This window comes from Pseudomonas sp. 273 (assembly GCF_029201425.1).
Classification (GTDB): Bacteria; Pseudomonadota; Gammaproteobacteria; order Pseudomonadales; family Pseudomonadaceae; genus Pseudomonas; species Pseudomonas delhiensis.
This window is the reverse complement of the sequence record NZ_CP116775.1, coordinates 5,745,055-5,768,284: the sequence shown is the minus strand read 5'-3', so window position 1 is coordinate 5,768,284 and position 23,230 is coordinate 5,745,055. Positions and strand designations below refer to the sequence as shown.

Annotated in this window: 17 protein-coding genes; 7 read left to right on the top strand and 10 right to left on the bottom strand. The window is 67.6% G+C overall.

Going from position 1 to position 23,230, the window contains the following annotated elements; genetic code table 11:
* The first annotated feature begins 135 nt into the window (after positions 1–135).
* Complete coding sequence (alaC, locus tag PKO50_RS26315) at positions 136–1,362, top strand: alanine transaminase (protein ID WP_275627678.1); 1,227 nt, start codon at positions 136–138, stop codon at positions 1,360–1,362.
* Between the two features lie 278 nt (positions 1,363–1,640).
* Here alaC and PKO50_RS26310 read toward each other — a convergent pair whose 3' ends face one another.
* Complete coding sequence (locus PKO50_RS26310) at positions 1,641–2,075, bottom strand: DUF411 domain-containing protein (RefSeq protein ID WP_275627677.1); 435 nt, start codon at positions 2,073–2,075, stop codon at positions 1,641–1,643.
* 172 nt (positions 2,076–2,247) lie between these two features.
* On the opposite strand from PKO50_RS26310, the gene PKO50_RS26305 reads away from it, so the two are divergent.
* The 3 genes from PKO50_RS26305 to PKO50_RS26295 all read left to right on the top strand — a co-directional run bounded on the left by PKO50_RS26305 (position 2,248) and on the right by PKO50_RS26295 (position 3,610).
* Positions 2,248–2,715, top strand: a complete 468-nt coding sequence (locus tag PKO50_RS26305; protein ID WP_009617493.1) for a DUF4345 family protein — start codon at positions 2,248–2,250, stop codon at positions 2,713–2,715.
* Between the two features lie 155 nt (positions 2,716–2,870).
* Entirely contained in the window at positions 2,871–3,221 is a 351-nt protein-coding gene (locus PKO50_RS26300; protein WP_275627676.1) for a hypothetical protein, read from the top strand.
* 86 nt (positions 3,222–3,307) lie between these two features.
* Positions 3,308–3,610 carry a DUF1883 domain-containing protein gene (locus PKO50_RS26295; protein WP_043273615.1) on the top strand — a complete coding sequence of 101 codons (303 nt, stop codon included), beginning with the start codon at positions 3,308–3,310 and terminating at the stop codon, positions 3,608–3,610.
* A gap of 6 nt (positions 3,611–3,616) precedes the next feature.
* Here the strand turns inward: PKO50_RS26295 and PKO50_RS26290 are convergent, their stop codons facing one another.
* The 3 genes from PKO50_RS26290 to PKO50_RS26280 all read right to left on the bottom strand — a co-directional run bounded on the left by PKO50_RS26290 (position 3,617) and on the right by PKO50_RS26280 (position 6,700).
* Complete coding sequence (locus PKO50_RS26290) at positions 3,617–4,111, bottom strand: DUF4136 domain-containing protein (protein ID WP_275627675.1); 495 nt, start codon at positions 4,109–4,111, stop codon at positions 3,617–3,619.
* Between the two features lie 73 nt (positions 4,112–4,184).
* A complete protein-coding gene (gene trmA / locus PKO50_RS26285) occupies positions 4,185–5,276 on the bottom strand; it encodes a tRNA (uridine(54)-C5)-methyltransferase TrmA (RefSeq protein ID WP_275627674.1) in 1,092 nt (363 codons plus the stop codon).
* Between the two features lie 128 nt (positions 5,277–5,404).
* Positions 5,405–6,700, bottom strand: coding sequence for an NCS2 family permease (locus PKO50_RS26280; RefSeq protein WP_275627673.1), 1,296 nt, complete (start codon positions 6,698–6,700; stop codon positions 5,405–5,407).
* Between the two features lie 329 nt (positions 6,701–7,029).
* On the opposite strand from PKO50_RS26280, the gene PKO50_RS26275 reads away from it, so the two are divergent.
* The gene (locus PKO50_RS26275) at positions 7,030–7,497 is read left to right on the top strand and encodes a hypothetical protein (protein ID WP_275627672.1); all 468 of its coding nucleotides are present in this window, start codon (positions 7,030–7,032) and stop codon (positions 7,495–7,497) included.
* Between the two features lie 233 nt (positions 7,498–7,730).
* Here PKO50_RS26275 and PKO50_RS26270 read toward each other — a convergent pair.
* From PKO50_RS26270 to PKO50_RS26260, 3 genes are all read right to left on the bottom strand, one after another.
* Positions 7,731–8,905, bottom strand: a protein-coding gene (locus tag PKO50_RS26270; protein ID WP_275627392.1) for an IS3 family transposase whose coding sequence is annotated in 2 segments (ribosomal slippage) — positions 7,731–8,641 and positions 8,641–8,905 — 1,176 coding nt in all. Because the reading frame shifts where the segments join, the coding sequence is not laid out codon by codon here.
* A gap of 233 nt (positions 8,906–9,138) precedes the next feature.
* Entirely contained in the window at positions 9,139–10,392 is a 1,254-nt protein-coding gene (gene glyA, locus PKO50_RS26265; protein ID WP_109934275.1) for a serine hydroxymethyltransferase, read from the bottom strand.
* 346 nt (positions 10,393–10,738) lie between these two features.
* Complete coding sequence (locus tag PKO50_RS26260; RefSeq protein ID WP_275630532.1) at positions 10,739–14,884, bottom strand: EAL domain-containing protein; 4,146 nt, start codon at positions 14,882–14,884, stop codon at positions 10,739–10,741.
* Positions 14,885–15,263: 379 nt separating this feature from the next.
* Here PKO50_RS26260 and ettA point away from each other — a divergent pair, with 379 nt between their 5' ends.
* A complete protein-coding gene (gene ettA / locus PKO50_RS26255) occupies positions 15,264–16,928 on the top strand; it encodes an energy-dependent translational throttle protein EttA (RefSeq protein ID WP_275627671.1) in 1,665 nt (554 codons plus the stop codon).
* Between the two features lie 230 nt (positions 16,929–17,158).
* Positions 17,159–18,493 carry an NADP-specific glutamate dehydrogenase gene (gene gdhA / locus PKO50_RS26250; RefSeq protein WP_275627670.1) on the top strand — a complete coding sequence of 445 codons (1,335 nt, stop codon included), beginning with the start codon at positions 17,159–17,161 and terminating at the stop codon, positions 18,491–18,493.
* A 380-nt stretch (positions 18,494–18,873) separates the two neighbouring features.
* On the opposite strand, the gene PKO50_RS26245 is transcribed toward gdhA, so the two are convergent.
* The 3 genes from PKO50_RS26245 to PKO50_RS26235 all read right to left on the bottom strand — a co-directional run bounded on the left by PKO50_RS26245 (position 18,874) and on the right by PKO50_RS26235 (position 23,202).
* A complete protein-coding gene (locus PKO50_RS26245; protein WP_109934271.1) occupies positions 18,874–19,896 on the bottom strand; it encodes a cytochrome-c peroxidase in 1,023 nt (340 codons plus the stop codon).
* Between the two features lie 173 nt (positions 19,897–20,069).
* Positions 20,070–21,290 (bottom strand): RtcB family protein, encoded by a 1,221-nt coding sequence (locus PKO50_RS26240; protein WP_275627669.1) that lies wholly within the window; start codon positions 21,288–21,290, stop codon positions 20,070–20,072.
* 46 nt (positions 21,291–21,336) lie between these two features.
* Positions 21,337–23,202 carry a DUF4105 domain-containing protein gene (locus PKO50_RS26235; protein ID WP_275627668.1) on the bottom strand — a complete coding sequence of 622 codons (1,866 nt, stop codon included), beginning with the start codon at positions 23,200–23,202 and terminating at the stop codon, positions 21,337–21,339.
* Positions 23,203–23,230 lie beyond the last annotated feature (28 nt).

Below are 23,230 nucleotides of genomic sequence, written 5' to 3'. Positions count from 1 at the left end.
CTGGCTGAAAGTAGGACTCGACAGCGAGCCTAACGGCGGATATGTTCGCCGACAAGAAAAGCCCAGCTTTTCAGGCCACCGCAGTGGCCGGCGTCGCTCGGACGGTTCCGGGCGCTTACGTTCACCGAGGAAATCATGACTGAACCCCGTTCAGCACGCCGCTTCGCGCGTATCGATCGTCTCCCGCCCTACGTCTTCAACATCACCGCCGAACTGAAGATGGCCGCCCGCCGCCGCGGCGAGGACATCATCGACCTGTCCATGGGCAACCCCGACGGCCCCACCCCGCCGCACATCGTCGAGAAGCTGGTGCAGGTTGCCCAGCGCGAAGACACCCACGGCTACTCCACCTCCCGCGGCATTCCGCGCCTGCGCCGGGCGATCTCGCGCTGGTACCAGGAGCGCTACGCGGTGGACATCGACCCGGAAACCGAGGCCATCGTCACCATCGGTTCCAAGGAGGGCCTGGCGCACCTGATGCTGGCCACCCTGGACCACGGCGACAACATCCTGGTGCCCAACCCCAGCTACCCCATCCACATCTACGGCGCGGTGATCGCCGGCGCCCAGGTGCGCTCGGTGCCGCTGGTGCCGGGCATCGACTTCTTCAACGAGCTGGAACGGGCGATCCGCGAGTCGATCCCCAAGCCGAAGATGATGATCCTCGGCTTCCCCTCCAACCCCACCGCGCAGTGCGTGGAGCTGGACTTCTTCGAGCGCGTGGTGGCCCTGGCCAAGCAGTACGACGTGCTGGTGGTGCACGACCTGGCCTACGCCGACATCGTCTACGACGGCTGGAAAGCGCCGTCGATCATGCAGGTGCCGGGCGCCAAGGACATCGCGGTGGAGTTCTTCACCCTGTCCAAGAGCTACAACATGGCCGGCTGGCGCATCGGCTTCATGGTCGGCAACCCGGAGCTGGTCTCGGCGCTGGCGCGGATCAAGAGCTACCACGACTACGGCACCTTCACCCCGCTGCAGGTGGCCGCCATCGCCGCCCTGGAAGGCGACCAGCAGTGCGTGCGCGACATCGCCAGCCAGTACCAGGCGCGCCGCGACGTATTGGTGAAGGGCCTGCACGAGGCCGGCTGGATGGTCGAGAACCCCAAGGCCTCGATGTACGTCTGGGCGAAGATCCCCGAACCCTACGCGCACCTGGGCTCGCTGGAGTTCGCCAAGAAGCTGCTGAAGGACGCCAAGGTCTCCGTCTCGCCGGGCATCGGCTTTGGTGACTATGGCGATGACCATGTGCGCTTTGCGTTGATCGAGAACCGCGACCGCCTGCGCCAGGCGGTGCGGGGGATCAAGGCGATGTTCCGGGCCGATGGGTTGTTGCCGAAGGCGGCGAAGGTGGGGGAGTAAGCGAAAGGCGTATGGGAAAGGGAGCTCTCCGGATGCATTGGTGCTTCGCGGGGGCTTCTTTCCCTCTCCCCAGCCCTCTCCCTGAAGGGAGAGGGGGCTTGTCCGTGCCGAGATAAGGCTTGATTTTAGCCGGCAATTTCTATGCTAGCCGGCTGACTCCAGAACATCAGTGCCTGCCCAACGGTCCCCTCTCCCTTCAGGGAGAGGGTTAGGGAGAGGGGCGGAGCCGATCCCACGTCCCAGAACAGCAGAATGGCTCCAAGCCCTCAAGAAAAACCTCAACGCCCCGGATAATCCGCCAGCACCACCGCCTTGCCATCCTTGCCCAGCCCCAGTACCTGGTAGGCATCCTGGCGGTCACCCATCTCCATCCCAGGCGAGCCCATGGGCATGCCCGGCACCGCGGCGCCCACCAGGTCGGCGCGTTCGCGCAGTGCGAGCACATCACGGGCCGGCACGTGGCCCTCGACGAACTTGCCGTCGATCACCCCGGTATGGCACGAGCCCATGGCGTAGGGCACGCCCAGGCGCGTCTTGAACGCCGACATGTCCGCCTCGACGTGGTCGTTGACCGTGAAGCCGTTGGCCTGCAGGTGCTTGATCCAGTCCTTGCAGCAGCCGCAGTTGGCGTCGCGGTGCACGTCGATGGTCAACGGCTGGGCGGCCTGGGCGGTGCCGGCGAGGAGGGCGGCGAGAAGGAGGATGCGGCGCATGGGAAGCTCCTGTCAGAACGAAATCCGTGGAGCATACTCTCAGGGACGGCGGCGCCCGTCCCTGCTCTGTATCAGCTTATGACGCCGCCGGCGAACTCGGCGTGCCGAGCAAGGTCTGTGTCCTTTATCCATCTTCATTTGCCGAGGGCTGACGGGCCCCAGGAGGAACAGGATGCTCTTCGCCCGCTTCGTCTTGCTGCTACAGGCCCTGGTATGGGCCGGCCTGGGCCTGCTGTACTGGGTGCGCCCCTACGAGATGGCCAACCTCAGCGGCATGTTGCTGATGGAACCGGAGTCGGTCAGCGACGCCCAGGTGTTCTACGGCGGCCACCAGTTCGCCCTGGCGCTGTTCCTGCTGTTCGCCCTGCGCCGCCGCGAGCTGCTGCGCGCCGGGCTGATCCTGGTGGTGCTGGTGCAGCTCACCCTGACCCTGTCGCGCCTGCTCATCGCCTGGTCCTCGGGCCTGGGCATCGACACCGACGCCACCCTCTACGGCCTGGTCTACCGCGGCAGCGTATCGCTGCTGGCGATCTTCGCCCTGTACTGGCTGGAGCGCGGCCGGCGCGAGCCGGAGCCGGCCGAACCGCTGCCGGAGGCGCCGGTGGAGAAGGTGCGCGACGCCGACTTCGAAGGGCTCTGAGTCAGGTCCGAAAGACTCCGCGGCGAGTCAGGATGACTCCGCTGCTGCTGGTCATTTTGACTTCCGTCTCGCGCCAGCCCTTGATCCATGGGCCCCCAGGGGCTGGCACGCTTGCTGTAATGGCTTGGCTACCTTCAAACGCCAATGGAGCGATCATGAAAGTAGCGAGCCTGTGTGCAATGAGTCTGGTGCTGTTGTCCTGCGCGGTGGCGCAGGCGGACCAGGTGGTGGCTGAACGGCCGGACAACACGGTCGGCGGCGGTTTTGGCGCGGGCAGCGGGCTGCTGGTCGGCGGCGCCCTGGGCGGGCCCTTCGGCGCGCTGGCGGGGGCCGGCATCGGCTGGCTGGCCGGCAGCGGCGTGCAGCAGGCCAGCGGCGCCAGCCAGAAGGCCTACGTGGTGCAGGCAGCGGACGGCAGCCAGCGCACCGTGCGTTCGCCCAACGCCGAGTTCCAGGTGGGCCAGCGCGTGGAGGCCGACGGTATCCGCCTGCGCGCCGCGAACTGACTCGCGTCCAGCCGGCGCCGCTGGGGCGGCGCCGGCTTCCATGCTATCGTTGCGCCCCGTTCGACCGTCACATGCAGGCCCGCAACATGAAATTCATCCACAAGCGCGAACACCTCAACGAGGGCGACCTCGTGGTCATCGAATGCTCGCGCACCTGCAACATCCGCCTGATGACCGACGCCAACTTCCGCAGCTTCAAGAACGGCGCGCGCCACGCCTACCACGGCGGTGCCTTCGAGCGCTTCCCGGCGCGCATCCGGGTGCCCAGCACCGGGTTCTGGAACGTCACCCTGGACACCGTCACCCGCCGCGCCATCAGCGTTACCCGCAAGCCGGACTTCAGCTACAGCATCAAGTTCGTGCGCAAGACGCCTTCCAGCTACAGCTGAGCCGCCTCAGGGGCGGTGCGCCGGGAAATCCTCCAGCAGCTTCGCCAGCGCCTTGTCGAAAGCCTCCTGGCTCAGGTTCGGGTCCTGTAGCTGGCTGCTCAACTGCGCTTCGTAGAGCACCTCGCGGCTGCCTCCGTCGAGGATGCGCATGACCAGCCGCGCCAGGTCGGAATCGGCGATCTGCGTCTGGCTCACCACGCCCTCCTGGGTCGCTACCGGGCGCTGGATCACCCCGGTCTGGCGCTCCAGCCCCAGCGCATAGAGCACCCGCAACTCGCCATTGCGCGCCTGGAAGCGGTAGCCCTTGGCTTCCAGGGCGCGACGCAGGGCGGCGTCGAAGCGGTCCTCGAGGTCCAGGCGGTGGCCGGGGGCGCGTACCGCCTGGATGGAGAAGCTGCCCTGGTGGCCGTCGGCGGCCGGGGAGACCGTCACCTTGGCCGGGTCGCTGCCGGCGCAGGCGGCCAGCAGCAGGGCGAGCAGGGGAAGCAGGAAGCGGTGCATGGCGAGGCTCTCTTGTGGTTATCCACAGCAGCCTAGCCGGCGGCGCGGTGCGCGCCGCCCAACCCAGGTTGGGTTAGCCGCGGCGGCGCTCGAGCAGCACGCCGGCTTCCATGTGATGGGTGTAGGGGAACTGGTCGAACAGCGCGCAGCGCGTCACCTGGTGGGTGTCGTGCAGTTGGGCGATGTTCTGCGCCAGCGTCTCCGGGTTGCAGGAGATATAGAGGATGCGCTCGAAGCGGCGGGTCAGCTCGCAGGTGTCCGCGTCCATGCCGGCGCGCGGCGGGTCGACGAAGACGCTGCCGAAGTCGTAGCCCTTCAGGTCCACGTCGGCCAGGCGGCGGAATGGGCGCACCTCGTTCAGCGCCTGGGTCAGCTCCTCGGCGGAGAGGCGCACCAGGGTGACGTTATCCACAGCGTTGTCGGCCAGGTTTGCCAGGGCGGCGTTCACCGAGGTCTTGCTGATCTCGGTGGCGAGCACCTTGCGCACCCGGGTGGCCAGCGGCAGGGTGAAGTTGCCGTTGCCGCAGTACAGCTCCAGCAGGTCGTCGTCGCGCTGGCCGAGGGCTTCGAAGGCCCAGTTGAGCATCTTCTGGCAGACCACGCCGTTGGGCTGGGTGAAGGCGCCTTCCGGCTGGCGGTAGCGGAAGGTCCGCCCGGCCACCAGCAGGGCTTCCTCGACGTAGTCGCGGCCGACCACCAGGCGTTTGCCGCGCGAACGCCCGACGATGCTCACGCCCAGCTCGGCGGCCAGCATCGCCGCCGCGGCCTGCCAGGCTTCGTCCACCGGGCGGTGGTAGCAGAGGGTGATCAGCGCATCGCCCGCCAGGGTGGTGAGGAATTCCACCTGGAACAGCTTGTGGCCCAGGGCGTGCTCGGCCCAGGCGGCCTTCAGGCGCGGCATCAGCTCGTTGATGCGCAGGCTGGCGATGGGGAAGTCGTCGATCAGGATCGGCGTGTGCTTGTTGCCCTGCTCGAACATCGCGTAGTGGCGCTGCTCGCCCTCGCGCCACAGGCGGAACTCGGCGCGCAGGCGGTAGTGCTCGCGGGGCGAGTCGAACACCTGCGGCTCGGGCGCGGCGAAGGGCGCCAGCAGCTCGCGCAGGCGCGCGGCCTTGTCGGCCAGTTGGGTGTCGTAGGCGGCGGGGTCGAAGCGAGGGCTGCTCATGGGGCGGGAAACTCGTGTGGGGCGGCGGCATTCGATGGGTATCGCTGCGCTCCACGCCATCCTACGGCATGCCACTTGTAGGATGGCGTGGAGCGAAGCGATACCCATGCAGCATGGGTAAAGATGACTCAGGCGTTGTACCAGCCCAGCTTGATGACGAACAGCACCGACAGGATCACCAGCGCCCAGTTCAGCTCGCGGAAGCGGCCGGCCAGCAGCTTGCAGGCGGTCCAGGTGATGAAGCCGAAGGCGATGCCGTTGGCGATGGAGAAGGTCAGCGGCATGGCCAGGGCGGTGACCACCACGGGCGCGGCCACGGTCAGGTCGTCCCAGTCGATCTCGGCCAGGCCCGAGGCCATCAGCACGGCGACGAAGAACAGCGCGGGCGCCGTGGCGAAGGCCGGCACGTTGCCCGCCAGCGGGGCGAAGAACAGCGCCAGCAGGAACAGCACGGCGACCACGATGGCGGTCAGGCCGGTGCGGCCACCGGCGGAGACGCCCGCGGCGGACTCGATGTAGCTGGTGGTGGTGGAGGTGCCCAGCAGCGAGCCGAACATGGCCGCGGTGCTGTCGGCGATCAGCGCCCGGCCCATCTTCGGCATGTGCCCGTCCTTGCCCATCAGGCCGGCGCGCTTGGCCACGCCGATCAGGGTGCCGGAGTTGTCGAACAGGTCGACGAAGAGGAAGGCGAAGATCACGCTGGTCAGGCCGATGTCCAGGGCGCCCTTGATGTCCAGCTGGAGGAAGGTCGGCGCCAGCGACGGCGGCATCGACACCACGCCGCCGAACTGCGACACGCCCAGGGCGATGGCGATGAAGGTCACGGCGAGGATGCCGATCATCACCGCGCCGGTCACCCGGCGCGCTTCCAGGGCGACGATGAGGATGAAGCCGAGGATCGCCAGCAGCGGCTCGGGCCTGGCCAGGTCGCCCATGCCCACCAGGGTGGCCGGGTTGGCGACGACGATGCCGGATTCCTTGAGCGCGATCAGCGCCAGGAACAGGCCGATGCCGGCGGCGATGGCCGAGCGCAGGGCCAGCGGGATGCTGTTGATGATCCATTCGCGGATGCGGAAGATCGAGATGATGAAGAACATGCAGGCCGAGAGGAACACCGCACCCAGCGCCACCTGCCAGGTGTGGCCCATGTGCAGCACCACGGTGTAGGTGAAGAAGGCGTTCAGGCCCATGCCCGGGGCGAGGGCGATGGGGTAGTTGGCGATCAGCCCCATGATCGCCGAGCCGATGGCCGCGGCCAGGCAGGTGGCGACGAACACCGCGCCCTTGTCCATGCCGGTCTCGCCGAGGATGCTCGGGTTGACGAAGAGGATGTAGGCCATGGTCAGGAAGGTGGTGACCCCCGCCAGTATCTCGGTGCGTACGTTGGTGTTGTGCGCCTTGAGTTGGAACAGCTTTTCCAGCATGTCGTGCTCCCCGTGTTTGGGCGTCCTGCGGCTCGACCGGTCGGTCAACAATGGCCGTCTCGCGCGGCCTGGGCAAAAAAGGCGGGCATCATAGCAGCTCGCCGGAAACGCGGGTATCGAGCCCGTCGCCCGCTTCCCCGACGAGCCTAGCCGGCCTCGGCCGCGACTGCCAACGCAAGGCCCGTGCCAGCCCCTTCGTTGACCTCTGCCACGCCTGCCGGGCCGCCATCGGCGTTATCATGTGCCGGCCGGTACGCAATGACCGGCGCGCGCCGTTGTCCAACCGGCATCCGGCCCGATTCCACTGTTGCCTGACCCGTCGTCGACCCATGAAACGCCTGATCCCGCTTTGCCTCCTCGCCCTGCTGGGCGCCTGCGCCGGCACGCCGCCGGTCCTGCCGCAGCACAGCTTCGACATCCACGCCACCGCCGACAAGGCCACGGCCAGCACGCGCACCCTGGCCGACCCGCAAGGCCAGGCGGTGCTGGTCATCGCCCGCGCCGAACTCACCCAGCGCGACGTGCAGCGCGCCGAAGTGGTGCTGGGCAACGGCGGCCGCCCCGGCGTGCTGGTGACCTTCGCCCCCGACGCCAGCCAGCGCCTGGCGCGGCTGACCGAAAAGCAGCGGGGCAAGGCCCTGGCGGTGGTGATCGACGGCCAGTTGCGCATGCTGCCGCCGGTGTCCGAGCCGGTGCGCGACGGCCGGGTGATGCTGGAGGGGTTCGACAGCCAGGTGGAAGCGGAGGCGCTGGCGCGGCAGCTCAATGCGCTGCGGGATGCGCCGGTGCGGCCTTGAGGGGAGGGCACTGCTTTTCGTAGGATCGAGGGGGACGCCTAGTTCTTGCTCGCGAAGGGTGTTTGTCGGCGGGGTCTGGTGTTCATCCTGAAGAGCACCCTCTCCCTGAAGGGAGAGGGGACTGTTGGGCAGACGCTGATGTTCTGGAGTCAGCCGGCTAGCACAGAGATTGCCGGCTGAAACCATGCCTTCTCTCGGCACGGACGGCCCCCTCTCCCTTCAGGGTGTGGTGGTCAAATAATTTCGGACACTTCGATAGGTTGTCTGGGTGGCCTGCGCTCGTAGCTGGTGGGTGGCAGATAGCCCAAGCTGGAGTGCAGACGTACGTTGTTGTAGAAGCCGACGATGTAGTCGGCGATGTCGGTCATAGCCTCGGCATGATTGGCGTAGTCACGTTGCCAGACCCGCTCCATTTTCAGGTTCAGGAAGAAACGTTCCATGACGGCGTTGTCCCAGCAGTTCCCCTTGCGGCTCATGCTCAAAACTAGGCCATGCCGCCTGAGCAGCGCACGATAAACCTCGCTGGCGTACTGGCTACCACGATCCGAGTGCACGACCAGGCCTGGTGCTGGCTGCCGCTGAGCAATCGCCATCTGTAGCGCCGAACAGACCAGTTCCGCCGGCATGTTCGGTGCCATCGCCCAGCCGACGATCTTGCGCGAATACAGGTCCATCACCGCGGCCAGGTACAGCCAACCTCGACGGGTACGGATGTAGGTGATATCCGCCACCCAGGCCTGGTTTACGGCCGGAGGATCGAACTGGCGGGCCAGCAGATTGGAGGCTATCGGCAGGTCATGCTTGCTGTTGGTCGTGTGCACGAACTTGCGCTTCCAGACAGGCCGAAGCCGGTGCTCGCGCATCAGCCGGCGGACTCGGTAGCGTCCTACGCGCACGCCTTCGGAGTTGAGGGCGGCGTGGAGGCGACGACTCCCATAGGTACGCCCGCAGCTCATGAACAGGGCTTTCAGGGAGGCGGCTACCGGGCAGTGCAGGGATGGGCGCAAGGGGCGGCGCTGCGCGGTGTAGTAGCCTGACCGACTGACACCCAGCAGCCGGCACAGCCGCGTAATCCCGACCTTCTTCTGCTGCTGAGCGATTAATCGGTAAATCACTTCAGTTCGCGGGCAAAGAAGGCCGAAGCCTTTTTTAGCAGGTCGTTGTCCTGCTTCAATTGGCGATTCTCGGCCTCCAACTGACGAATCCGCTGCTGCTCGGGTGTCAGCGGCTTACCCACTCCCGCCTGTCCCGACAGTTCGGCTTCGTATTGCTGAATCCAGCGGCGAACTGCCGTCTCTCCCAGGTCCATATCTCGGCAGACCTGCGTAATGCTCAGGCCCTGGTCCTTGATCATCTGGACGACTTGCAGCTTGAAACTGGCATCGAATGTTCTGCGTTTACGGCTCATGAATGACTCCTCTATTCAGTGGATTTTCCACCTATCGAGGTGTCCGAGGAAATTGAACCACCACAGGGAGAGGGCTGGGGAGAGGGAGCAGAGTCGATCTATCGCACCTCAACAACCGGGAGGCACCGTTCGCGAGCAAGAACTAGGCGTCCCCCTCGCTCCTACAAAAAAGCAAAAAAGCGAAAACAAAAAACCCGGCGAATGCCGGGCTTTTCGTCGTTCGCGGGTAAGGCTTACTTGCCGTACACCGGGAACTTGCCGCACAGGGCCTTGACCTGCTCGCGCACGCGGCCTTCCACGGCCTCGTCGCCCAGGTTGGCGAGGATCTCGCAGATCCAGCCGGCCAGCTGGCGGCATTCGTCTTCCTTGAAGCCGCGGGTGGTCACGGCCGGGGTGCCGATGCGCAGGCCCGAGGTGACGAAGGGCGAGCGCGGGTCGTTCGGCACGCTGTTCTTGTTCACGGTGATGAAGGCGCGGCCCAGGGCGGCGTCCGCGTCCTTGCCGGTGATGTCCTGCTTGATCAGGCTGAGCAGGAACAGGTGGTTCTGGGTGCCGCCGGAAACCACGTCGTAGCCGTTCTCGATGAACACCTGGGCCATGGTCTGAGCGTTCTTCACCACTTGTTCCTGGTAGGCCTTGAACTCGGGCTGCAGGGCTTCCTTGAAGCACACGGCCTTGGCGGCGATGACGTGCTCCAGCGGGCCGCCCTGGCCGCCCGGGAAGACGGCGGAGTTCAGCTTCTTCTCCAGCTCTTCGTTCTTGCGCGCCAGGATCAGGCCGCCGCGCGGGCCGCGCAGGGTCTTGTGGGTGGTGGTGGTGACGACGTCGGCGAAGGGCACCGGGTTCGGGTAGATGCCGGCGGCGACCAGGCCGGCCACGTGGGCCATGTCGACGAACAGGTAGGCGCCCACCTTGTCGGCGATGGCGCGGAAGCGCGGGAAGTCGAGGATCTGCGAGTAGGCGGAGAAGCCGGCGATGATCATCTTCGGCTTGTGTTCCACGGCCAGGCGCTCGACTTCGTCGTAGTCGATCAGGCCGTTGCCGTCGATGCCGTACTGCACGGCGTTGTAGATCTTGCCGGAGAAGCTGACGCTGGCGCCGTGGGTCAGGTGGCCGCCGTGGGCCAGGCTCATGCCCAGCACGGTGTCGCCGGCGTTCAGCAGGGCCATGTACACGGCGGCGTTGGCCTGGGAACCGGAGTGCGGCTGGACGTTGGCGTAGTCGGCGCCGAACAGCTGCTTGGCACGGTCGATGGCAAGTTGCTCGACCACGTCGACGTACTCGCAACCACCGTAGTAGCGCTTGCCCGGGTAGCCTTCGGCGTACTTGTTGGTCAGCACGCTACCCTGGGCTTCCATCACCGCCGGGCTGGTGTAGTTCTCGGAGGCGATGAGCTCGATGTGCTCTTCCTGGCGCAGGGCTTCCTGCTCCATCGCGGCGAAGAGTTCGGCATCGTAGCGGGCGAGGGTCAAATCACGGCTGAACATGGCGGTCCTCATAAGGATCGGTGCTGGGAAAGGGGCGCATTCTAACCCAGGGCGCGCGCGCTGGCATATGAAAGGCGGTCATGTGGCGGATAAGCGGGGTTCACGCGGGGGGAGCGCTGTTGGAGCGGGCCCTGCCCGCGATTCGCGCGCAGGGCGCGCTCCTACAGGCGCCGCCGGGGGCATGGCGTAGGAGCAACTGTCTTGCCAACTACGCCGAAGTGCTCTTCGTAGGAGCGAGCTTGCTCGCGAACAGATTCCGCAGCGGGGGGCTCATTCGCGAGCAAGCTCGCTCCTACGAGAAGCCGTGCCTGCCCGTACGATAGGCTCCTACAGGGGAATCCTGACGCTAGCCGAGCAGGAACAACGCATTGCTGGAGAACAGCGCCGCAAACTGCTCCGCCGTCATCGGCCGGCCGAACAGGAAGCCCTGCACCTCGTCGCAGCCGTGCTCACGCAGGAAGTCCAGTTGCGCCTGGGTTTCCACGCCCTCGGCGATCACCATCAGGTTCAGGCTGTGGGCCATGGCGATGATGGCGCGGGCGATCTGCGCGTCCTGCTCGCCGTGGGGCAGGCCGTCGACGAAGCTGCGGTCGATCTTCAGCACGTCGATGGGGAACTGCTTGAGGTAGTTCAGCGACGAGTAGCCGGTGCCGAAGTCGTCCACCGCGATGGCCAGGCCCAGGCGCTTGAGCCCGGAGAGGATGTGCATGGCCTCGGACACGTCGCTCATCAGGATGCTTTCGGTCAGCTCCAGCTCCAGGCAGGCCGGCGGGATGCCGGTTTCCATGAGGATGCCGGCGATGCGCGTGCCCAACTGGCCGTCGGCGAACTGCCGCGCGGACAGGTTCACCGCCACCTTGGGCACCCGCACCTTGTCGCGGTGCCAGATGCGGATCTGCCGGCAGGCCTCGGCCAGCAGCCAGTCGCCGACCTGGGCGATCAGCCCCAGTTCCTCCAGCACCGGGATGAACTCGGTGGGCGGCACCAGGCCGCGGCGCGGGTGCTGCCAGCGCAGCAGCGCCTCGGCGCCGGTGAGGCGGCGGCCGTCGCCGGTGAACTGCGGCTGGTAGTGCAGGACGAACTCGCCCTGCTCGATGGCCCGGCGCAGGTCGCTTTCCAGCTCCAGGCGCTCCAGGGCGCGGGCGTTCATCTCGGCCTGGTAGAACTGGAAGTTGTTCTTGCCCACTTCCTTGGCGTGGTACATGGCGGTGTCGGCGTTCTTCATCAACTGGCTCAGCTCGGCGCCGTCCTGCGGCGACAGGGCCACGCCGATGCTGGCGGTGACGAAGAACTCGCGGCCTTCCAGGGTGAAGGGCCGGGCCAGGCTGGCGAGGATGCGCTCGGCCACCTGGATGGCGCGCTTGAGCGCGCGCTCGCGGTCTTCCAGCGCGGGCAGCAGCAGGGTGAACTCGTCGCCGCCCATGCGCGCCACAGTATCGTTGTCGCCGACGCAGCGGTTCAGGCGCTCGGCCACTTCCTTGAGCATGCGGTCGCCCGCGGCATGGCCGAGGGAGTCGTTGATCGGCTTGAAGCGGTCGAGGTCGAGGAACATCAGCACCACCCACTGGCGGTGCCGCTCGGCCTGCATCAGCGCGGTGTGCAGGCGGTCCTGGAACAGGGTGCGGTTGGGCAGGTGGGTGAGGGCGTCGTAGTAGGCCAGGCGGTGGATGCGCCGCTCGCTGGCCTTGCGCTCGCTGATGTCGCTGAAGAAGCAGACGAAGCTGACCAGGTCGCCTTCCTCGTCCTGCACCGCGGTGATGCCCACCCAGGACGGGTACAGCTCGCCGCTCTTGCGTTTCTGCAGGATCTCGCCTTCCCAGCTGCCGCTGCGCTGCAGGCTGTCGAGCACGTGCTTGAGCTGGTTGGCTTCCTGCTGGTCGGCGGTGAGCAGGCGCGGCTGCTGGTCGAGCACCTCGGCGGCGGCGTAGCCGGTCAGGCGCGAGAAGGAGTCGTTGACCTGGACGATGTAGCCGGCCGGGTCGGTGACCATGATGGCCGCCGTGGAATGCTCGAACACGGTCGCGGCCATGCGCATCTCGCGCTCGGCGCGGCGCTGCTGGCTGATGTCGCGGGCCACGCCGAGCAGGCCGACGAAGCGCCCGGAGTCGTCCCACATCAGGGCGATGCGCAGCTCCACCGGGACCTTGCGGCCGTCGGCGCGCAGGCAGTCGAAGGTGAACAGGTGCACCGCGCTGGACTCGCGCAGGGCGGCCAGCCGGCGCGGCGCGCCTATGGCGTCGCGCACGCGCTCCAGCAGGGCGTGCAGGCGCCCCAGCTGCGCCGGGTTGGCGGCGATCTGCTGCAGGTCGTTGTGCAGCAGCCAGTCCGGGCTGTAGCCGAAGGTCTGCTCGATGGACGGGCTGATGTAGTCGATGTTCAGCTGGGCGTCGGTGGTGAGGATCACGTCGCTGATGCTTTCCGCCAGCATCTGGTAGCGGCGGCTGCTCTCGCGCAGCGAGTTGTTCGCCTCCACCGTGTCGGTGATGTCCTTGGCCACGCCGATCAGGCGCGCCACACGGCCGTCGGGGGCGCGGCTGAAGGCCTGCTCGCGGATGTCGAACCAGTGCCAGCTGCCGTCGCGGTGGCGCCAGCGCAACTGGCTGTCCAGCAGCAGGTTGTCGCCGATCACCTGTTGCAGGTTGCGTATGCGCCAGTAGTACTCGACGTCGTCCGGGTGCAGCAGGCATTCCCAGAAGCGCTCGCCCATCTGCTCCAGCTCTTCCTTGCCGTAGCCCAGCTGGCTGCCCAGGTGATGGTTGCTGAAGATCACCCGGCGCGCGGTGATGTCGTGGATGTACAGGGTATCGGGCACCGCGCGCACGGCGTCGGACCAGAACTTCTCGCGTTCGATCAGCGACAGCTCGACCTGCTTGCGGCTGCTGATGTCGGACAGGCTCAGGGTGACCGCGCGATAGTCCGGCAGGTGCTCGGGGATGCGCAGCTGCAGCCAGAAGTGGCGCAGCTCGCCCTGGCCGGTGCGGATGGCGACTTCCTGCTCGATGAGGCCGGTGCCGCAGAGGATCGCCTCGATGATGCGCGCGCGTGCGCTGCCGGGGCGCCGCGGGCTGTCGCCGATCAGCTGCCGCCAGGCCTGCTCGCCGCTCTCCACGCCGAGCAGGCGCCGCGCCACCTCGTTGACCTCGCTGATGCGGATCAGCCGCAGCAGCTGCGGCCAGTGTTCCTCGCGGCGCTCCAGCCAGGCCTGCAGGCGGCCGGCCTCGCGCAGGCCGTTGTCGGCGAAGAAGCGCTGCAGGTCCGAGAGGTCGAGCACGCAGAGGGCCACGCCGACGCCGTCGAAGATGTCCTGGTAGCGCCGCCGCGTCTCTTCCAGCACCTGCAGCGAGCGCTGCTCCTCGGTGACGTCGCGCAGCACCCAGACGTGCCCGCCCGGCGCCTGCTGGCCGCGCAGCACCCAGTCGGACGCCTCGCCGGGCGCGGATTCCTCCAGCGGGTGGCGGCTGACGGCGTAGCGCCGGCGGCGGCCGTTGCGTTCCAGGGTGACGTACTGCCTGCCCGGCAGCGTGCCTTCGCTGGGCGGCTGCGCCAGTTCCGGCAGCAGGCGGGCGAGATGGTGCAGGGTCGCGTCTTCGGCACGCACGCCGAGCAGTTGCTCCGCCGGTGGGTTGAGGTAGACCAGGCGGCCGTCGGCGCTCGTCACCAGCACCCGCTCGTCCACCGCCGCCAGGGCCTGGGCGGCCTGGCGCAGGCGCGACTGCGAGTCGGCGGTCTGCGCACGCAGGCTCCGCTGTTCGCGTTGCAGGCGCAGCAGGGCGGCGCAGCTGATGCCGGCCAGCAACAGCAGCAGGCCCAGTTCGCCGAGCAGGCGTGTCGGTACCCGGGGTGCCATGGTGAGCGCGTCGACCCGCGGACGGACCTGCCAGTCGCTGTTGGCGACCTTCAGCGCCGGCGACTCGCTGGCTGCTTCCCGGGCGGCCGCCGCCGGCGTGCCCGCCGGGCTGTCGGGGGTGGCCAGGACCTGATGGCCGGCCTGGTCTTCCAGCACCCAGCCGCGGCTGGCGGGCGAGAGTCGTGCGGCCCATTGCCGGCGTGCTTCGCCGGCGTCCAGGCGGAGCACGGCGAAGGGGCCTGCAGCGTCGTCCCAGGGGCGCAGCAGCAGGTAGATACGGCCACCAGCGGCATCGCTGTAGGCATAGTGGAAGGGGCGGCCGGCCGTGCGTTGCCGCAGCTCGGCGACGAAGGCGTCGTCGCCGCTGTCGGGCGCGGTGTCCAGCTGTTTGCCAGCGCTGGCGGCGTACCAGGCCAGGCTGCTCAGGGCGGGGTAGACCTGGCGCAGGTCGTCGAGCAGCAGCGCCGGCTCCTCGCCACGGCCCAGGCGTTGCCGGGCCAGGGTGCGCGCGGCCACGGCCTTGAGCTCCAGGGCCAGGGACAGTTGGTGGGCCAGCTCCTGGCTCTGGTGCACGATGCGCTCGCGCTCGAGCCGCGCCTGGCCGAAGTACTCCTGGCCCAGCTGCCAGAGCAGCAGGCCGAGCATCAGCGGCACCAGCAGCAGGGCGCTCCTGATGGCCAGCCGTTCAGGCCGGGCCAGGCTGGCCGGAGGGCGGGGAGGTCTGGACAAGGAGCGGCTACCTGGAACGGGGCGACGGGGTTCGGCGCGCAGTAGCATGCCCGGAAGCAGGGCCAAGTGCCAGTATCGCCGACGAGCGTCGTTTGCCCTTCACGGTCCATTCCGGTAGCTTTGCCGCACGCGCGCGTTGATCGCTGCGTCCTGTTTCCGCGAGTCCGGCCCTGCCGTCGCCCGCCTCGCCCGTCGCCCGCGGCCAATGGTCGCGCCCCGAGTACCGGGGTGCACCGGCCCGCCGGACGCGACAGCCATGACGGCCATTCACTTTCATCCCAGAAGCTAGGTATCCATGGCTCAATACGTCTATACCATGCACCGGGTCGGCAAGGTCGTGCCGCCCAAGCGTGAAATCCTCAAGGACATCTCCCTGTCGTTCTTCCCCGGCGCCAAGATCGGCGTGCTGGGCCTGAACGGCGCGGGTAAATCCACCCTGCTGCGCATCATGGCCGGTGTCGACACCGAGATCGAGGGCGAAGCCCGCCCGATGCCGGGCATCAAGGTCGGCTACCTGCCGCAGGAGCCGCAGCTCGACCCGCAGAAGACCGTGCGCGAGGTGGTCGAGGAAGCGGTGGACGAGGTCAAGCAGGCCCAGGCCCGCCTGGACGAGGTCTACGCCGCCTACGCCGAGCCGGATGCCGACTTCGACGCCCTGGCCGCCGAGCAGGCCAAGCTGGAGGCCATCATCCACTCCTCCGACGGCCACAACCTGGAGCGCCAGCTGGAAGTCGCCGCCGACGCCCTGCGCCTGCCGCCGTGGGAGGCGAAGATCGAGCACCTCTCCGGTGGCGAGAAGCGCCGCGTGGCGCTGTGCCGCCTGCTGCTGTCGGCCCCGGACATGCTGCTGCTGGACGAACCGACCAACCACCTGGACGCCGACTCCGTCGCCTGGCTGGAGCACTTCCTCCACGACTTCCCCGGCACCGTGGTGGCGATCACCCACGACCGCTACTTCCTCGACAACGTAGCCGGCTGGATCCTCGAACTGGACCGTGGCCACGGCATCCCGTTCGAAGGCAACTACTCCGGCTGGCTGGAATCCAAGGCCAGCCGCCTGGCCCAGGAAGCCAAGCAGGAAGCCTCCCACGCCAAGGCCATGAAGGCCGAGCTGGAGTGGGTGCGCCAGGGCGCCAAGGGCCGCCAGGCCAAGTCCAAGGCGCGCCTGCAGCGCTTCGAGGAAATGCAGTCGCAGGAATTCCAGAAGCGCAGCGAGACCAACGAGATCTACATCCCGGCCGGTCCGCGCCTGGGCGACAAGGTCATCGAGCTGCACAACGTCAGCAAGGGCTATGGCGACCGCGTGCTGATCGACGACCTGTCGCTGAGCATTCCCAAGGGCGCCATCGTCGGCGTGATCGGCGGCAACGGCGCGGGCAAGTCGACCCTGTTCCGCATGCTGACCGGCAAGGAGCAACCGGACTCGGGCACCATCGAGATCGGCGACACCGTGCAGATCGCCAGCGTCGACCAGAGCCGCGACAGCCTGGAAGGCACCAAGACCGTGTGGGAGCAGGTTTCCGACGGCTTCGAGCAGATCAGGATCGGCAACTACGAGGTCCCCTCGCGCAGCTACGTCGGCCGCTTCAACTTCAAGGGCGCCGACCAGCAGAAGTTCGTCAAGGACCTCTCCGGTGGTGAGCGCGGCCGCCTGCACCTGGCCCTGACCCTGAAGCAGGGCGGCAACGTGCTGCTGCTCGACGAACCGTCCAACGACCTCGACGTGGAAACCCTGCGCGCCCTGGAAGAGGCGCTGCTGGACTTCCCCGGCGCCGCCATCGTGATTTCCCACGATCGCTGGTTCCTGGACCGTATCGCCACCCACATCCTGTCCTACGAGGACGACGGCAAGGTGGTGTTCTTCGAAGGCAACTACACCGAGTTCGAAGCCGACCGCAAGAAGCGCCTGGGCGAGGCTGCCGCGCAGCCGCACCGCGTGCGCTACAAGAAGCTGGCGTAAGCCGCCTGCCAGTGGAAACGGGGCCTTCGGGCCCCGTTTTTCATGGCGTGCAGGGTGTTCTGAAATATCTTGCAATATTTGCTGCAGCCCAGTCTCTGAAAGGGCTTTCTTACAGATTTGCACCAAAAAGATTCATAAAGGCGTCATGTCGCACTGTCTCGGTGCGGTATCGGTTGTTAGAGTCTCGCCGCAAAAGGGCCCCGCCCATAATCAGAAAGACCGGTGTAGACATGATGCAATCCGTTGACTCGTTCCTCGAGCGCCTCAAGCGGCGCGACCCCGATCAGCCCGAATTCCACCAGGCGGTGGAGGAAGTGCTGCGTTCCCTCTGGCCGTTCCTCGAAGCCCACCCGCATTACCTGCAGGCCGGCATCGTCGAGCGCATCGTCGAGCCCGAACGCGCCATCCTGTTCCGCGTGCCCTGGGTCGACGACCAGGGCCGGGTACGGGTCAACCGCGGCTTCCGCGTACAGATGAGCAGCGCCATCGGCCCCTACAAGGGCGGCCTGCGCTTCCACCCCTCGGTGAACCTGGGCGTGCTCAAGTTCCTGGCCTTCGAGCAGGTGTTCAAGAACTCCCTGACCTCGCTGCCCATGGGCGGCGGCAAGGGCGGCTCGGACTTCGACCCCAAGGGCAAGAGCGACGCCGAGGTGATGCGCTTCTGCCAGTCGTTCATGAGCGAGCTGTACCGCCACGTCGGCGCCGACCTGGACGTGCCGGCCGGTGACATCGGCGTCGGCGCCCGCGAGATCGGCTACCTGTTCGGCCAGTACAAGCGCCTGGCCAACGAATTCAGCTCGGTGCTCACCGGCAAGGGCCTGGCCTACGGCGGCAGCCTGATCCGCCCGGAAGCCACCGGCTACGGCTGCGTGTACTTCGCCCAGGAGATGCTCAAGGCCCGCGAAAGCGGCTTCGACGGCCAGCGCGTGGCCATCTCCGGCTCCGGCAACGTGGCCCAGTACGCGGCGCAGAAGGTGATGGAACTGGGCGGCAAGGTGATCTCGCTGTCCGACTCCGAAGGCACCCTGTTCGCCGAAGGCGGCCTGAGCCTGGAACAGTGGGAAGAAGTGATGGAGCTGAAGAACGTCCGCCGCGGCCGTCTCAGCGAAATGACCGGCCCCGGCCTGCGCTTCCTGGCCGGCCAGCGCCCCTGGTCGCTGCCCTGCGACATCGCGCTGCCCTGCGCGACGCAGAACGAACTGGACGCCGAGGACGCCCGCATTCTGCTGGCCAACGGCTGCATCTGCGTGGCCGAAGGCGCCAACATGCCGTCGACCCTGGAGGCCGTGGATATCTTCCTCGAAGCCGGCATCCTCTACGCGCCGGGCAAGGCCTCCAACGCCGGCGGCGTCGCCACCAGCGGCCTGGAGATGAGCCAGAACGCCATGCGCCTGCACTGGAGCGCCGGCGAGGTGGACCAGCGCCTGCACGGCATCATGCAGAACATCCACCACGCCTGCGTCGCCCACGGCGAGGAGAACGGCCGGATCAACTACGTGAAGGGCGCCAACATCGCCGGCTTCGTCAAGGTCGCCGACGCCATGCTGGCGCAAGGGGTGGTCTGACCGGCCGAAACGCCGAAGCCCGGTGGGGCGGATAACGTTCGACGTTATCCTCCGTTCGGCCTTGGCTCCAGGCGAGGTGTAGGGCGAGCATGGCGATGGGTATCGCTTCGCTCCACCCATCCTACGCGAGCGCGCCGAAGTGCTTTTCGTAGGAGCGAGCTTGCTCGCGAACGAACTCCGCTGCGGGGCATCAGGTTCGCGAGCAAGCTCGCTCCTACAGTTCCCGGGATGTACGGTATTCCTACCCGTAGGACTCTGCCCGCGATCGCCGGAGATCCTGGTGCAGTTCGCGGATGAGGTCCTGCGCCGTTCCCCTGTAGGAGCGCGCCCTGCGCGCGAAATCGCAGGCAGGGCCTGCTCCTACAGGTGGGGTCCCGTGGTCAATCCACCGGGCGCGGCGTGGTGGCCGTGCTCGGCGGCAGCAGCGGGTACTGCACCTGCGGCTGCTTGCCGGTGACGGTCTTGAGGAAGGCGACTATGTCGCCCACTTCGCCGGCATCCAGCTGCTTGCCCAGCTGCGCGGTGCCCATGATCGTCACCGCTTCCTCCAGGTCCCACACCTGCCCGCTGTGGAAGTAGGGCGCGGTGAGGGCCACGTTGCGCAACGGCGCGGCACGGAACACGTATTCGTCGTTCTGCGTCTTGGTCACCGCGAAGCGGCCCTTGTCGCCGCTGGGCAGGATGCTGGCATCGGGTTTCTTCACCAGGCCGAACGGGAAGTAGGCCTGGCCGCCGAGGTTCACGCCGTTGTGGCAACTGATGCAGCCGGCGCTCATGAAGGCCTGCAGCCCTTTCTTCTCCTTGGCGTCCAGGGCCTTGTCGTCACCCTTGAGGTACTGGTCGAAGCGCGAGTCGGGGGTGATCAGCGTCGATTCGAAGGCCTGCAGCGCGCGGGCCATGTTGTCGAAGCTCACCGCCTGCTTGTCGCCGGGGAAGGCTTTCCCGAAGGCCGCCACGTACTCGGGCATGCTCTTGAGCGCGGCCTCGACGTTCTTCGGCGTGTTGTGCATCTCCACCGGGTTCTGCACCGGCCCCTTGGCCTGTTCTTCCAGGTCCTTGGCGCGGCCGTCCCAGAACTGCGCCACGTTGAACACCGCGTTGAACACCGTCGGCGAGTTGCGCGCCCCTTTCTGCCAGGCGTGGCCGCTGGAGGCGGGCACGTTGTCGGCGCCGCCGGTGCCGATGTTGTGGCAGGTGTTGCAGCTGATCACGTGGCTGGCCGACAGGCGTGGCTCGAAGAACAACTGGCGACCCAGCTCCACCTGGGCCGCATCCAGCCCGGCCGCCTGTTCGGGGATGGGTTTGAAGATGGCGTTGGCCTGGTCGCGCAGGGCGTCGGCGTGTGCGGCGGTACTGCTGGCGGCCAACAACAGGCCGCCCAGGGCCAGTTTCAGGGGCTGCATGGAGTGATCTCCTCGTTTCAGGCTATTGGTTTTTCTGATTCAAGGAGAGGCCAGGCCGGGAGGGCGCGAATTGATCGGGATCAAGCCGGCTCTCTCGGGGGGCTGCGGGGATTTGCCGCAGGTGCTCGGGGGAAGGCGAGGGGCGCAGGGGCCGGTTCAGGCGAAGGCGTCGTTCAGCCCTTCACGCAGACCACCTGGCGCAGGGTGTGCACCACTTCCACCAGGTCGCGCTGGGCGGCCATCACCGCGTCTATGTCCTTGTAGGCCATGGGGATCTCGTCGATCACGTCCTTGTCCTTGCGGCACTCGACGTGGGCGGTGGCGCGCACCTGGTCCTCGACGCCGAAGCGCTTCTTCGCCTGGGTGCGGCTCATGCTGCGGCCGGCGCCGTGGCTGCAGGAACAGAACGCCTCCTGGTTGCCCAGCCCGCGGACGATGAAGCTCTTCGCCCCCATGGAGCCGGGGATGATGCCGAGCTGGCCCCGCTGCGCCGAGACCGCGCCCTTGCGGGTGACCAGCACCTCGCGGCCGAAATGCTGCTCGCGCTGCACGTAGTTGTGGTGGCAGTTCACCGCCTCCAGGCTGGCCTCGAAGGGCTTGCTGATCACCTTGCGCGCCGCGGCCACCACCGCCTGCATCATCAGTTCGCGGTTCTGCCGGGCGAAGTCCTGGGCCCAGCCCACCGCCTCGACGTAGTCGTCGAAGTGCCGGCTGCCTTCCTCGAAGTAGGCCAGGTCCCTGTCCGGCAGGTTGGCCAGGTGCTGGCGCATGTCGGCCTGGGCCAGTTCGATGAACAGGCAGCCAATGGCGTTGCCCACCCCGCGCGAGCCGCTGTGCAGCATGAACCAGACGCGGTCGGCCTCGTCCAGGCAGACCTCGATGAAGTGGTTGCCGGTGCCCAGGGTGCCCAGGTGGCTGCGGTTGTTGGTCTTCTCCAGGCGCGGGTACTTGTCGGTGATGGCGCGGAAGCGCCGGGCCAGGCCCTTCCAGGCCTGGTCGGCGGGTGCCGGCACGGCGTCCCAGGCGCCCTGGTCGCGGCGGCCGAAGGTCTTGCCGTGGGGCACCGCCTTCTCGATGGCGCTGCGCAGGCCGTGCAGGTTGTCCGGCAGGTCGGCGGCGACCAGCGAGGTGCGCGCGGCGATCATGCCGCAGCCGATGTCCACGCCGACCGCGGCCGGGATGATGGCGCCGACGGTGGGGATCACGCTGCCGATGGTCGAGCCCTTGCCCAGGTGCACGTCGGGCATCACCGCCAGGTGCCTGAAGATGAACGGCAGGCGTGCGGTGTTCATCAGTTGCTGGCGCGCCTCGTCCTCGACCGGGACGCCCTGGGTCCAGAGCTTGATCGGCTTGCCGCCGGCGACTTCGAGCAGGGTGGGGGCTGTGGTTTTCATGGCGCGCTACCCGCCCGCCATCGCGGCGGGCGCTGAATCCTGTGGTTCAGTAATGGTACCAGCGCAGCTCCAGCATGACCTCGCCGACCGGCCCGGCCTGGTGGCTGAACTGGCGTTCGGCGGACAGGCGCAGGCCGAGGTTGCGGCCCAGTTCCACCTGCTGGCCGAGGCTCAGGCTGCGGCGCACTTCGCCGTTGTGGAAGTAGTCGCCCTTGGCCTCCAGGGCCAGGTTGCCCAGCGGGTTGCGCCAGAGCACGCCGGTGTCGAAGCCCAGCGCCGGCGCCACGGTGGCGGCGAAGTCGGGGTTGTTCTCGATGCGCGCGGTGCCCAGGGCGTAGGCCTGCAGGTCGTCGGCGAGCTTCCAGCTGCCGCCGGCGCCGCCGTTGACGTGGCCGGCCAGGGTGTCGTGGCCGTCGTCGCTGTGCTTGCCCGGCACCCGCTCCCAGCCGCCGGTGACCTGCCAGGACAGCGGTTGCAGCAGGGCGTTGCGCGGGGTCATGGAGCGGATGCTGACCAGGTCCAGGCGCTGCAGCTGCCAGCGGTTGCCTTCGTACTGGCGCAGGCGCAGGTCGCCCAGCTCCAGCTGCGCGCCCTGGGGGAAGCCGTAGCTGTTGTCCAGCAGGTCGTGGTAGGCCATGCGCAAGCCGTAGTCGGCGAAGGCCTGGCCGTCGCGGCTGCCGGCGCCGAGCTGCCAGGTCAGCGACTGGTGGCCTTCCTCCGGCTGCCCGGGGCGCTCCACCCGGGCCGGCGGCGGCGGGTTCTGGTTGATCGCGCGCAGCAACTGGTAGCTGCGCGCGGCATCGGCCTCATCGCGCTCCTTGCCGGTGGCGCGGTAGCGCAGCAGGCGGAAGGCGGTGTCCTGCACCAGCGCCTGGCGCGGCGCGGGCAGGGCCTTGAATTCGGGGCTGTCGAGCAGGCGGTCGTCGTCGGCCAGGCGCCGGGCCAGCTGTTTCTCGCCGGCGTCCAGCGGCTCGGCGCGGGCCAGCAGTTCCTTCTCCCGCGAGGGGCGGTAGTCGATCTTGTCGATCATCCCGGCCTGCTTCACCGCGCGCACCGTGTCGGTGGGGATGGCGTAGAGCGGGAATTCGTCGGTCAGTTTCACCCCGGGGCGGGCGATCTCCAGCAGTTCGAGCAGGCGGAAGGAGCAGTTCTCGTCGAAGAAGAAGTACTTGAAGCGGACCTGCTTGAGCTCCCAGACGTGCTCGACCATGCGCCCGGTCTCCTCGGGCGTGAGGTTCAGGCGGTACTCCCAGAGGTCGCGGTTCTCCAGGCGGCTGTATTCGGAGAGCTTCTCGCGGTAGGGCACCAGGGCGAACAGGCCGGGGTAGCCGCCCATCAGGCCCTTCCAGGCGTAGAGGATGCTGTTGTCCATGCCCTCGATGAAGGCGCCGAAGTTCAGCGCGTAGCTGAGCAGGGCGGTGTTGTTGCTGTCGACGTCGGCCTGGTCGATGCGCAGCAGGGTGTGGCCGAACATCGACGAGGGGCTGTTCAGGTAGGCGGCGGGGAACACCAGCACCGCGCTGTGCGGGTTGATGTCGCCGTACCAGGTGTCGTACTCCTGGCACATGGGCCGCGGCAGGTCGGTCAGCTGCAGTTGCTGCTTCAGCCAGCGGGTGCGCGCCGGGTAGACGCATTGGGCATGCTTGTCGCCCAGGCCGGGGGCGGCGTAGAGGGCGTCCAGGGTGGCCTTGAGCTCGTGCTCGGGCGAGCGCTCGCCGTCGTCGGCGAGGAAGAACCTGTCGTCGTCGACGAAGCTGCGCCAGCCGCCCAGCTTGCTCGGCGTGTAGTGCCCCAGGGCCAGCCAGTAGGGCTGCGCGGCCAGGGCCTGGAGGCGGGATTCGGGGAATTGGGGGCTCGCGTGCAGGGATGCGCAGGCGCACAGCGCCAGCCATGGCAACAGGCGTTTGGGCATGGGGACCTTAGCGGGTCGGGGTAGGGGA

Bases quoted from the DNA above. Each gene is read 5' to 3' on its own strand.
- ettA (WP_275627671.1), top strand. From the start codon at position 15,264: ATGGCTCAATACGTCTATACCATGCACCGGGTCGGCAAGGTCGTGCCG.
- PKO50_RS26300 (WP_275627676.1), top strand. From the start codon at position 2,871: ATGAAAGTAGCGAGCCTGTGTGCAATGAGTCTGGTGCTGTTGTCCTGC.
- PKO50_RS26295 (WP_043273615.1), top strand. From the start codon at position 3,308: ATGAAATTCATCCACAAGCGCGAACACCTCAACGAGGGCGACCTCGTG.
- PKO50_RS26260 (WP_275630532.1), bottom strand. From the start codon at position 14,884: ATGCTCGGCCTGCTGCTCTGGCAGCTGGGCCAGGAGTACTTCGGCCAG.
- PKO50_RS26245 (WP_109934271.1), bottom strand. From the start codon at position 19,896: ATGCAGCCCCTGAAACTGGCCCTGGGCGGCCTGTTGTTGGCCGCCAGC.
- PKO50_RS26290 (WP_275627675.1), bottom strand. From the start codon at position 4,111: ATGCACCGCTTCCTGCTTCCCCTGCTCGCCCTGCTGCTGGCCGCCTGC.
- glyA (WP_109934275.1), bottom strand. From the start codon at position 10,392: ATGTTCAGCCGTGATTTGACCCTCGCCCGCTACGATGCCGAACTCTTC.
- PKO50_RS26235 (WP_275627668.1), bottom strand. From the start codon at position 23,202: ATGCCCAAACGCCTGTTGCCATGGCTGGCGCTGTGCGCCTGCGCATCC.
- PKO50_RS26275 (WP_275627672.1), top strand. From the start codon at position 7,030: ATGAAACGCCTGATCCCGCTTTGCCTCCTCGCCCTGCTGGGCGCCTGC.
- PKO50_RS26240 (WP_275627669.1), bottom strand. From the start codon at position 21,290: ATGAAAACCACAGCCCCCACCCTGCTCGAAGTCGCCGGCGGCAAGCCG.
- PKO50_RS26310 (WP_275627677.1), bottom strand. From the start codon at position 2,075: ATGCGCCGCATCCTCCTTCTCGCCGCCCTCCTCGCCGGCACCGCCCAG.
- trmA (WP_275627674.1), bottom strand. From the start codon at position 5,276: ATGAGCAGCCCTCGCTTCGACCCCGCCGCCTACGACACCCAACTGGCC.
- PKO50_RS26280 (WP_275627673.1), bottom strand. From the start codon at position 6,700: ATGCTGGAAAAGCTGTTCCAACTCAAGGCGCACAACACCAACGTACGC.
- gdhA (WP_275627670.1), top strand. From the start codon at position 17,159: ATGATGCAATCCGTTGACTCGTTCCTCGAGCGCCTCAAGCGGCGCGAC.
- PKO50_RS26305 (WP_009617493.1), top strand. From the start codon at position 2,248: ATGCTCTTCGCCCGCTTCGTCTTGCTGCTACAGGCCCTGGTATGGGCC.
- alaC (WP_275627678.1), top strand. From the start codon at position 136: ATGACTGAACCCCGTTCAGCACGCCGCTTCGCGCGTATCGATCGTCTC.